The sequence below is a fragment of the Pseudokineococcus sp. 5B2Z-1 genome (genome assembly GCF_037482305.1).
In the GTDB taxonomy this organism is placed as follows: Bacteria; Actinomycetota; Actinomycetes; order Actinomycetales; family Quadrisphaeraceae; genus Pseudokineococcus.
Genome location: NZ_JBBHZG010000004.1, coordinates 104,052 through 114,592, shown reverse-complemented (window position 1 = coordinate 114,592; position 10,541 = coordinate 104,052). Strand labels below are relative to the sequence as shown.

The following is a 10,541-nucleotide window of genomic DNA, read 5'->3' as shown; positions in this document are numbered from 1 at the left end:
CGGGGGCCCCCGGCAGCGGCGGGAAGAGCTCGGACCAGCGGCGCCGAGAGGAGCGCCGCCGCCGCGGCACGACGATGTCGGGCGCCGGGCCCGACGACCGCGACCCCCAGACGGTGGGCCGCAGCGTCGACCGGCTCGTCGGCGAGCTGGGCTGGTCGGCGCCCGTCGCCGTCGGCGGCGTCGTCGGCCGGTGGGAGCAGGTCGTCGGCCCCGAGGTGGCGGCCCACGCGACGCCCGAGCGCTTCGCGGACGGCGTCCTCGTCGTCCGCGCCGACTCGACGGCGTGGGCGACGCAGCTGCGGCTGCTCGAGCCGGTCATCGCCCGCCGCCTCGACGAGGAGCTCGGCGCCGGCGTCGTCGTCAAGCTCCAGGTGCGCGGCCCCGGCGCCCCCTCGTGGCGGCGCGGGCCCCGCCGCGCGCCCGGCGGCCGAGGACCACGCGACACCTACGGCTGAGCCCGTCGCCCCGCCCCCGACCGACGACCACCGGGGCCGGTCCCCGCGCTCCGGCGCTCCGGCGGGCGCACCGCCCGGCCCCGTACCCCCCGTCCAGACCGGCCCTCGACCCGCTCAGCGCCGCGCTGAGGGCCCGTCCGGCGGTCCGGCGTCCCGGACGGCGGCGTCCCGCGGGGTAGACTGGCCATGATCAGCAGGGCTCTCGCGCACGCGCGCGCCGACGCCTGCGCAGCACTCCGCGGAGGGACCCCCGCCTCGTGACGAGCACCGGACCTGAGGGCGCGCCCGACCCCACCTGGGAGACCGACCCCACGGCCGCGCCGTCGGCCCCGGGCGCCCCCGCCCCGCACGGCCACCCCGCCCACGAGGGCGCCGCCACCGGCCCGGACGCGGGCGTCCAGGACCGCGAGCGGCTCGAGCGCGACGACGTCGCCGACGCCGAGCACGTCGCCCCCGTCAGCCAGGACGGCGAGGGCCTCGACCCCTCCACCCGCCCCGAGGAGGCCGCCTCCCTCGCCTCGCAGGTGAAGGAGGGCAGCTACGGCGCCGACGCCATCACCGTCCTCGAGGGCCTCGAGGCCGTCCGCAAGCGCCCCGGCATGTACATCGGCTCCACCGGCGAGCGCGGCCTGCACCACCTCGTCTACGAGGTCGTCGACAATGCCGTCGACGAGGCGCTCGCCGGCTACTGCTCCCACATCGAGGTCGCCCTGCGCGCCGACGGCGGCGTCTCGGTCACCGACGACGGCCGCGGCATCCCCGTCGACGTCCACGCCACCGAGGGTCGCTCGGCCGTCGAGGTCGTCCTCACCGTGCTCCACGCCGGCGGCAAGTTCGGCGGCGGCGGGTACGCCGTCTCCGGCGGCCTGCACGGCGTCGGCGTCTCCGTCGTCAACGCCCTCTCCGAGCGCCTCGACGTCGCCGTCCGCCGCCAGGGGCACGTGTGGCGCCAGAGCTACCGCCTCGGCGTCCCGCAGGCGCCCCTCGAGCGCGGCGAGGAGACCGACGAGACCGGCACGACCGTCGTCTTCTGGCCGAGCGACGAGGTCTTCGAGACCACCGTCTTCGACTACGAGACGCTGCGCGGCCGCTTCCAGCAGATGGCCTTCCTCAACAAGGGCCTGACCATCAGCCTCGCCGACGAGCGCGACGGCGGGGGCGCCGCCGAGGGCGAGGAGGCCGGCGAGACCGGCCCCGACGCGCCCAGCGGCGCCGAGGGCGCCGACGTCGCCGACGACGGCGCCCGCCGCGGCGTCACCTACCGCTACGACGGCGGCCTCGTCGACTACGTCACCCACCTCAACGCCTCGAAGAAGGTCGACGTCGTCCACGACGAGGTCATCTCCTTCGAGAGCGAGGACGCCGATCGCCAGATCGACGTCGAGATCGCCATGCAGTGGACGGGCGCCTACTCCGAGAGCGTCCACACCTACGCCAACACCATCAACACCCACGAGGGCGGCACCCACGAGGAGGGCTTCCGCTCCGCGCTGACCTCGCTCGTCAACCGCTACGCGCGCACGAAGAACCTGCTGCGCGAGAAGGACGACAACCTCACCGGCGACGACATCCGCGAGGGCCTCACCGCCGTCATCTCCGTCAAGCTCGGCGAGCCCCAGTTCGAGGGCCAGACGAAGACGAAGCTCGGCAACACCATCGCCCGCACCTTCGTCCAGCAGGTGGTCAACACCGAGCTCGGCGACTGGCTCGAGCGCAACCCCTCCGCCGCCCGCGAGGTCATCCGCAAGTCCATCCAGGCCTCCGCCGCCCGCATGGCCGCCCGCAAGGCCCGCGAGGCCACCCGCCGCAAGGGCCTGCTGGAGTCCGGGGGCATGCCCGGCAAGCTCCGCGACTGCCAGAGCAAGGACCCGGCCCGCTCGGAGATCTTCGTCGTCGAGGGCGACTCCGCCGGCGGCTCCGCCGTCCGCGGTCGCAACCCCGAGACCCAGGCGATCCTCCCCATCCGCGGCAAGATCCTCAACGTCGAGAAGGCCCGCCTCGACCGCGCGCTCGGCAACAAGGAGGTCCAGGCCCTCATCACGGCCTTCGGCACCGGCATCGGCGAGGACTTCGACATCGCCAAGCTCCGCTACCACAAGGTCGTCCTCATGGCCGACGCCGACGTCGACGGCCAGCACATCGCGACCCTCCTGCTGACCCTCCTCTTCCGCTACATGCGGCCCCTCATCGAGGGCGGCCACGTCTACCTCGCCCAGCCCCCGCTCTACCGCCTCAAGTGGACCCAGGGCGAGCACCAGTACGTCTACTCCGACCGCGAGCGCGACGCCATGATGAAGGAGGGCACCGCCGCCGGCCGCCGCCTCCCCAAGGACAACGGCGTCCAGCGCTACAAGGGCCTCGGCGAGATGGACTACTCCGAGCTCTGGGACACGACGATGGACCCCGACACCCGCACCCTCCGCCAGGTCACCATCGGCGAGGCCGCGGGCGCGGACGAGATCTTCTCCGTCCTCATGGGGGAGGACGTCGAGTCGCGCCGCTCCTTCATCCAGCGCAACGCCAAGGACGTCCGCTTCCTGGACATCTGATCGTGGCGTCGGTGATCCACGTGGAACGTCGCTGCGCGGTCGGGTTCTTCGCGGCTGGGGGCGCTGGGGGCCGGACCCGTCAGGGGCACTGGCTACGCACCCGCGCTGGGCTGCTGCCCAGCACGGATGCTCGCCTGACGTGCCCCCGACGGGTCCGGCCCCCAGCGCTCGCGCATGTCACCCGGCCGCAGGTGACCTTCCTCGTGGCTCCGGCGCCGCGGTCGGGTGTCCGGGCGCGAACGTCGGCGGCGGGCGGGAGCCGGAGCGGCCGGCTCGCCGAGAGCGGTCGCGACGCGACCACGGGGGTGGTGACCTCCCCGCGCGCGAGGGGGGTGCCTCGGGGGAGGCACGTCAGGCGAGCACGCGGGCTGGGCGGCAGCCCAGACCGAGTGCGTAGCCAGTGCCTCCCGCGAGGCAGCCGCCTCGCGCCCCCGGCCACGACGGCGGTGCGCACCCCGCAGCCGGCCACGACGCACCCGGCCACGACGACGGCGACCTCAGCAGCAGCACAGACCACGACGGTGCCCCAGCACGTGCACCGCCTCCTCGACGAAGGACTGACGTGAGCGAGACGACGCCCCCGGGCCCGGAGACCGACCGCATCGAGCCGGTCGACCTGCAGCTCGAGATGCAGCGCAGCTACCTCGACTACGCGATGAGCGTGATCGTCGGGCGCGCGCTGCCCGAGGTGCGGGACGGGCTGAAGCCCGTGCACCGGCGGGTGCTCTACGCCATGTACGACGGCGGGTACCGGCCCGACCGCGGGTTCAACAAGTGCAGCCGCGTGGTCGGCGACGTCATGGGGCAGTACCACCCCCACGGCGACAGCTCGATCTACGACACCCTCGTGCGGCTCGCGCAGGACTGGACGCTGCGGTACCCGCTCGTGCAGGGGCAGGGGAACTTCGGGTCGCCCGGCAACGACCCGGCCGCGGCGATGCGGTACACGGAGTGCCGCCTGGCGCCGCTGGCCATGGAGATGGTCCGCGACATCGACCAGGACACGGTCGACATGGGCCCGAACTACGACGGGCGCACCGAGGAGCCGGTGATCCTGCCGAGCCGGTTCCCCAACCTGCTCGTCAACGGCAGCGCCGGCATCGCCGTCGGCATGGCGACGAACATCCCGCCGCACAACCTCCGCGAGGTCGGGGCGGGCGTGCAGTGGTTCCTCGAGAACCCCACGGCGAGCCGCGAGGAGCTGCTCGAGGCGCTCGTCGAGCGCATCAAGGGCCCCGACTTCCCGACGGGCGCGCTCATCACGGGGCGCCGGGGCATCGAGGACGCCTACCGCACCGGGCGCGGGTCCATCACGATGCGGGCGGTCGTCGAGGTCGAGGAGATCGCCGGGCGCACGTGCCTCGTCGTCAAGGCGCTCCCCTACCAGGTCAACCCCGACGACCTGGCGCAGAAGATCGCCGAGCTCGTCCGGGACGGGCGGATGGCCGGCATCGCCGACATCCGCGACGAGACGTCGGGCCGCACCGGCCAGCGGCTCGTCATCGTGCTCAAGCGCGACGCCGTCGCCAAGGTCGTCCTCAACAACCTCTACAAGCACACGGCGCTGCAGCAGAGCTTCGGCGCCAACATGCTGGCGCTCGTCGACGGGGTGCCGCGCACGCTCTCGCTCGACGGCTTCGTGCGGCACTGGGTGGACCACCAGATCGAGGTCATCGTCCGGCGCACCCGCTACCGGCTGCGGCAGGCCGAGGAGCGGGCCCACATCCTGCGCGGGCTCGTCAAGGCGCTCGACGCGCTCGACGAGGTGATCGCCCTCATCCGGGCGGCGGCGACGGTGGAGGTCGCGCGCGACGGGCTCATCGAGCTGCTCGACATCGACGAGCTGCAGGCCCGCGCCATCCTCGACATGCAGCTGCGGCGCCTCGCGGCCCTGGAGCGGCAGCGGATCGTCGACGACCTCGCGGCGCTCGAGCTCCAGATCGCCGAGTTCCGGGCGATCCTCGAGAGCCCGCAGCGCCAGCGCGACATCGTCTCCGCGGAGCTCGCCGAGATCATCGACAAGTACGGCGACGACCGGCGCACCGAGATCATCCCCTTCGACGGGGACATGTCGGCCGAGGACCTCATCCCCGAGGAGGAGGTCGTCGTCACGATCACGCGCGGCGGGTACGCCAAGCGCACGCGCACCGACGCCTACCGCTCGCAGCGGCGCGGCGGCAAGGGCGTGCGCGGGACGGCGCTGCGGGGCGACGACGTCGTCGAGCACTTCTTCACGACGACGACGCACCACTGGCTGCTGTTCTTCACCAACCTCGGCCGCGTGTACCGCGCCAAGGCGCACGAGCTGCCCGAGGGCTCGCGCGACGGGCGGGGCCAGCACGTGGCCAACCTGCTCGCCTTCGCGCCCGGCGAGCAGATCGCGCAGGTGCTCGACATCCGCGACTACGAGCAGGCCCCCTACCTCGTGCTCGCCACGCGGCGGGGGCTCGTCAAGAAGAGCCGCCTGTCCGACTACGACTCCCCGCGCGCCGGCGGCCTCATCGCGATCAACCTCCGCGGGGCGCAGACGGCGGAGCTGGACGTCGCGGCCGACGGCGACCCCGAGGCCGACGGCGAGCCGGCGGCGGCGGTCGCGGTCGGCGGGGACGAGCTCGTCTCGGCCGTCCTGGTCGAGGCGACCGACGACCTGCTCCTCGTCTCCCGCAAGGGGCAGTCGCTGCGCTTCACGGCGACCGACGAGGCGCTGCGGCCGATGGGCCGGGCGACGTCCGGCGTCACGGGCATGCGCTTCCGGGAGGACGACGACCTGCTGGCGCTCGGCGTCGTCCCCGAGGGCAGCCGGCGCGAGGTCTTCGTCGTCGTCGAGAACGGCACGGCCAAGCGGACGCCCGTGGACGCCTACCGGGTCCAGGGCCGCGGCGGGTACGGCATCAAGGTGGCCCGGCTGGCCGAGCGCGGTGGCGACCTCGTGGGGGCGCTGCTCGTCGAGGACGGCGACGAGGTCCTCGTCGTCATGGGCCGGGGGCGCATCGTGCGCAGCCGGGTCGACGAGGTGCGCCCGACCGGGCGCGACACGACGGGCGTCCGCTTCGCGACGCCGGACGACGGTGACGCGATCATCGCCGTCGCCCGCAACGCCGAGCGGGTCATCGAGGACGAGGTCGCGGCGGCCGACGCCGAGGGCGTGGCGCCGTCCGACGGCGCGTCCACGGGAGGGTCACAGGTCGGCGACACCGGGGGCGCCGCGCGCGGGGACGCCGGTGCGGCCGGTGGCGATGGCGTAGCGTCCGCCGTCGAGGCAGGCCCTGGCGGCGGGACCGACGACGACGCCGCGCGCGACGTCGACGGTGGCGCCGGGGACGACGGGGCGGACGACGACCGAGGGAGTGGCGCGTGAGCGCGAGCGAGGCGCGGACCCAGCAGTCGACCGCCGGGGGTGCTCGCGCGGCGTCCGCGGAGCGCAGCGCCGACGCCGGCGAGCAGCGCCGGCCGGGCGAGGCCCGGCCGGGCCAGCAGCGCCCCGCGGGTGCCGCGGGCGCCACCACGGCGGAGGGGCGTCGCGCCGGCGCCCCCGCGGGCAGCACCCAGCGGCGCGTGCGGCTGAGCGTCTCCCGCATCGACCCGTGGTCGGTGCTCAAGCTCTCCTTCCTCCTGTCGGTGGTCATCGGCATCGCCGTCGTCGTGGCCGCGGCGGCCCTGTGGACGGTGCTCGACGCGGTCGGGGTCTACGACAGCGTCAACAACGTCATCGGTGACTTCACGGGGACGGGCAGCGTCGACGTCACGACGTACGTGGGCTTCTCGCAGGTCGTCTCGGCCGCCACCGTGCTGGCCGTCGTCGACGTCGTGCTCCTCACGGCGCTCGCCACCCTGGGCGCGGTCGTCTACAACGTGGCCTCCGCGCTCGTCGGCGGCCTGCGCGTCACGCTGACCGACGACTGACGCCGACCGACCGGGGTGGGGCGCCCGCCGTTCGCGCCTGCCCCTGGTGCTGGGGTAACCTCCCCGCTGCACGGCGCGACCGCCTCCGGGTGGTGGCGCCGCGGCGTCCCGGGCCTATAGCTCAGTCGGTTAGAGCGCTTCCCTGATAAGGAAGAGGCCAGAGGTTCAAGTCCTCTTAGGCCCACCGCTGGCGCCCCTGCGCCGGTCGCCCCCGGGGGCGTGGCGCAACTGGTAGCGCACCTGCTTTGCAAGCAGGGGGTTAGGGGTTCGAGTCCCCTCGCCTCCACCCCGAGCCCTCGAGGGCTGCCCGACGAGAGCCCCGGACCCCCGCGGTCCGGGGCTCTCGTCGTCCCGCCCCCGCCTCCCCACCGTGCCGGCCCGCGTCCGTCTCCGCGTCCGCCGACCGTTCCCCCCCGACGGCGACGTGTGGCCATGTCGCCCCCGGAAGGCGCCCTCGGAGGGCGACATGGCCACACGTCGCCCTGCCCGCGTGGTCGGAGGGGCGACATGGCCACACGTCGCCGTCAGGGTCGGCGGGGTGGAGCGACGGGGCCGCACGTCGCCCGGGGGCGGACGCACGACGGCCCGCCCCCGGTCGGGAGCGGGCCGTCGGTCGGGCCGGAGCCGAGGGTCAGGACGAGCTGCCGCCCTGCTTCTCCTCGGCCTTCGCCTGGCCCTTGTCGATGTTCTGCTGCGCCATGCCGGACGCCTTGTCGGCGCCCTCCTTCACGGAGTTCGCGCTCTTGTCCGCCGCGCTCTTGGCCTGGTCGGCGGCCTTGTCGGCCGCCTCCTTCACCGAGGCGGTGGCGGACGCCGTCGCGGAGCGGGCCGTGTCACCGGCGTCGGCCGGGGACGTCGAGCCGCTCGTCGACGTGGTGGTCGTCGCGCCGCCCGGTGCGCCGGAGTAGGCCGAGCCGCCGGTGCTCGCGGCCCACGGGTCCTGCGAGGGCTGCGAGGAGCGCCACGCGGCGTAGGCCGCGCCGCCGGCCGCGCCCAGGACGCCGAGGACGAGGAGGACCTTGCCGACCCCGCCGCTGCGCTGGTTCCGCTTGGCCTTCTTCTCGACCTTCTTCAGCGACTTCTGCTGCTTCTTCAGCGAGCCCTTGACGGGCTTGTAGGCCTCGTCGACCTTGTCCGACGCCGCGCCGGCGGCGGCGTTGAGGGACTCGACGATGCGGGGCAGCAGGTCGTCGACGAGCTTGTCGTGCGCGGCGTCGACCGCCGGCACGAGCCCGCCGGCCGCCGCGGCCACGCGCGGCGCCGTCACCTCGAGGCTCCGGTCGCGGGCGCGCTCGTAGTGGGGCGTCGCCCAGTCGCGGGCCGCGCCCGCGTACTGCGTGGCGCTCTTGCGCGCGGAGTCGGCCGCCGGGCCGACGCGGTCCTTGAGCGCGGCCGTCTGGTCGCGCAGCTGCTTGGCCGCCTTCTCGCTGCGGGTCTTCGTCCCGAAGTGCACGCGGTCCTCCTTGCGGGTCAGGGCCTCCGCCGTGGGCCGGCGGGGGCAGGTGGCTGCGGTGGTGCGCGGGCCGTGCGGGCGCCGGCCGCTGGTGCTCGAGTCGGTCCTGTCCGGCCGCCGCCGCGGACGGCGGACGTGTCGGTGGATCATCCTGCCCTCCTCGCGGCCCGCGCGCCGCTCGGGGACGGCGATCGTCGCGCGCCAGCCCCCGTGGGAGGATCGCCGCATGTTCGCGACCCTGCACACGTCCGTCGGCGACATCCGCGTCGAGCTCTACGAGGACCGCGCCCCGAAGACCGTCAAGAACTTCGTGGGCCTGGCCACCGGGGAGCAGGAGTGGAGCGACCCCCGCACGGGGAAGCCGTCCTCCGAGCCCCTGTACTCCGACGTCGTCTTCCACCGCATCATCAGCGGCTTCATGATCCAGGGCGGCGACCCGCTGGGCACCGGCACCGGCGGCCCCGGCTACACCTTCGACGACGAGATCCACCCGGGCCTCGACTTCACCCAGCCGTACGTCCTCGCCATGGCCAACGCGGGCACCCGCGGCGGCAAGGGCACCAACGGCTCGCAGTTCTTCATCACCCTGGCGCCCACGACGTGGCTGCAGGGCAAGCACACGATCTTCGGCGCCGTCGCCGACGACGAGTCCCGCGCCGTCGTGGACGCCCTGGGCGCCGTGCCCACCGGCGCCGGCGACCGCCCGCGCGAGGACGTCGTCCTGCGCAGCGTCGAGGTCGAGCGCTCCGCGTGAGCACCGCCGGTCCCGGCTCGCCGGGTGCGCCCGGCGAGCCGGACCGGCCCGGCGCGGGCGACCGGCACGGCCCCGGCGGTGACGCCGGGGTACCCGTCTGCCCCCGCCACCCCGACCGCGAGTCCTACGTCCGCTGCCAGCGCTGCGGGCGCCCGACCTGCCCGGAATGCCAGCGCGAGGCCCCGGTCGGCGTCCAGTGCGTCGACTGCGTCGCGCAGGCCCGGCGCGAGGCCCCCACCGTGCGCACCGCCCTCGGGGGGCGGGCCCGCGGCGGCCGCCCCGTCGTCACGCTCACGCTCATCGGCGCGTGCGTGGCGATGTACGTCCTGCAGGTCGCCAGCCGTGGCGTCGTCACGAACTACCTGGCCTTCTTCCCGCCGGTCGCGGGCGCCGAGCCCTGGCGCTACCTCACCTCGGCGTTCCTCCACTCCCAGGGCGGCCTGCTGCCGCTGCACCTGCTGCTCAACATGTACGTGCTCTACGTCGTCGGTCCCCCGCTCGAGCAGCTGCTCGGCCGCGCCCGCTTCCTCGGGCTGTACCTGCTGAGCGCCCTCGGCGGGTCGGTGGCGTTCCAGCTCGTGTGGGCCGTCTTCGACACGCCGACGAACTACGCCGTCGGCGCCTCGGGGGCCGTCTTCGGCCTCTTCGGCGCGCTGCTCGTCGTGCAGCGCCGCATGCGCGTGCCGGTCGGGCAGATCGGCGTGGTCCTCGGCATCAACCTCGTGCTGTCCTTCGTCATCCCCGGCATCGCCTGGGAGGCCCACCTCGGGGGCCTGGCGACCGGTGCCGCGGCCGCCGCCCTGCTCGTGCGCGCCCCGCGCCGGCCCGCCGCCCAGGCCGCCGGCCTGGTCGGCCTGGCGGTCCTGTGGGTGGCCCTCGCCGTCGTCGCGACCCTCCTGCGCGGCTGACAGGGCCTCCGGGCTCCCGGACGCACCCCGTCCACAGGCGTCGTCCCCACCCTGGGGACGGCTCGTCGCCGGTGTCGGCTCGGTCACGACGGCGCCGGCAGCCGTGACGCCCGGAAGAGCGCGGCGCGAGGCTCCGCCCGACGGTCCAGACGCCGGGCCCGACCCCCTCCACGACGGAGGTGCCCGTGGCCGGCGCAGCCCGCATCACGGTGGTCCTCGAGCCCTCCACCGGCTCGCCCGCCCTCCGCGTCGACGGGGTCCTGCCCGACGGCGCGGCCGACGAGCTGCGGTCGCTGCTGCGACGGGCCGCCGACGTCGGCGGTCCGTGCGTGCGGCTGGACCTCGCCGGCTGCGACCGCGTCGACCCCGCCGTGCGCCGGTGCCTCGCCGAGGAGGCGCGTCGCCTGCGTCGGCGCGGCGGGCGGCTGGTGTGCCCCGACCTGCCCGCCCTCGCCGCCTCGCCGAGGACCGCGGCCCCGCCGGCGTCGAGGGTGCCGCCGACCTCCCGTGACCCGTCGA

The 10,541-nt window shown here is 75.0% G+C and carries 7 protein-coding genes and 2 tRNA genes; 8 read left to right on the top strand and 1 reads right to left on the bottom strand.

Annotation, left to right across the window (positions count from 1 at the left end; translation table 11 throughout):
* The 6 genes from WDV85_RS11330 to WDV85_RS11305 all read left to right on the top strand — a co-directional run.
* The coding region (locus WDV85_RS11330) for a DUF721 domain-containing protein (protein WP_339570709.1) at nt 1–455 on the top strand (455 nt) is incomplete at its 5' end.
* 524 nt (nt 456–979) lie between these two features.
* Complete coding sequence (gene gyrB, locus WDV85_RS11325) at nt 980–3,004, top strand: DNA topoisomerase (ATP-hydrolyzing) subunit B (protein WP_339571025.1); 2,025 nt, start codon at nt 980–982, stop codon at nt 3,002–3,004.
* A 628-nt stretch (nt 3,005–3,632) separates the two neighbouring features.
* A complete protein-coding gene (gene gyrA, locus WDV85_RS11320) occupies nt 3,633–6,362 on the top strand; it encodes a DNA gyrase subunit A (protein WP_445263305.1) in 2,730 nt (909 codons plus the stop codon).
* The gene (locus tag WDV85_RS11315) at nt 6,359–6,907 is read left to right on the top strand and encodes a DUF3566 domain-containing protein (protein WP_339570707.1); all 549 of its coding nucleotides are present in this window, start codon (nt 6,359–6,361) and stop codon (nt 6,905–6,907) included. Before gyrA ends, WDV85_RS11315 begins: the two co-directional genes overlap by 4 nt.
* A 110-nt stretch (nt 6,908–7,017) precedes the next feature.
* Nucleotides 7,018–7,091 (top strand) — tRNA-Ile (locus WDV85_RS11310).
* A 29-nt stretch (nt 7,092–7,120) separates the two neighbouring features.
* A tRNA-Ala gene (locus WDV85_RS11305) sits at nt 7,121–7,193 on the top strand.
* A 345-nt stretch (nt 7,194–7,538) separates the two neighbouring features.
* Here WDV85_RS11305 and WDV85_RS11300 read toward each other — a convergent pair.
* Entirely contained in the window at nt 7,539–8,360 is an 822-nt protein-coding gene (locus WDV85_RS11300; protein ID WP_339570706.1) for a hypothetical protein, read from the bottom strand.
* 226 nt (nt 8,361–8,586) lie between these two features.
* Here WDV85_RS11300 and WDV85_RS11295 point away from each other — a divergent pair, with 226 nt between their 5' ends.
* Nucleotides 8,587–9,114: a peptidylprolyl isomerase gene (locus tag WDV85_RS11295; protein WP_171202352.1), complete on the top strand. Its 528-nt coding sequence runs from the start codon at nt 8,587–8,589 to the stop codon at nt 9,112–9,114.
* Nucleotides 9,111–10,022: a rhomboid family intramembrane serine protease gene (locus WDV85_RS11290; protein WP_339570705.1), complete on the top strand. Its 912-nt coding sequence runs from the start codon at nt 9,111–9,113 to the stop codon at nt 10,020–10,022. The genes WDV85_RS11295 and WDV85_RS11290 overlap by 4 nt, the downstream gene beginning before the upstream one ends.
* Nucleotides 10,023–10,541 lie beyond the last annotated feature (519 nt).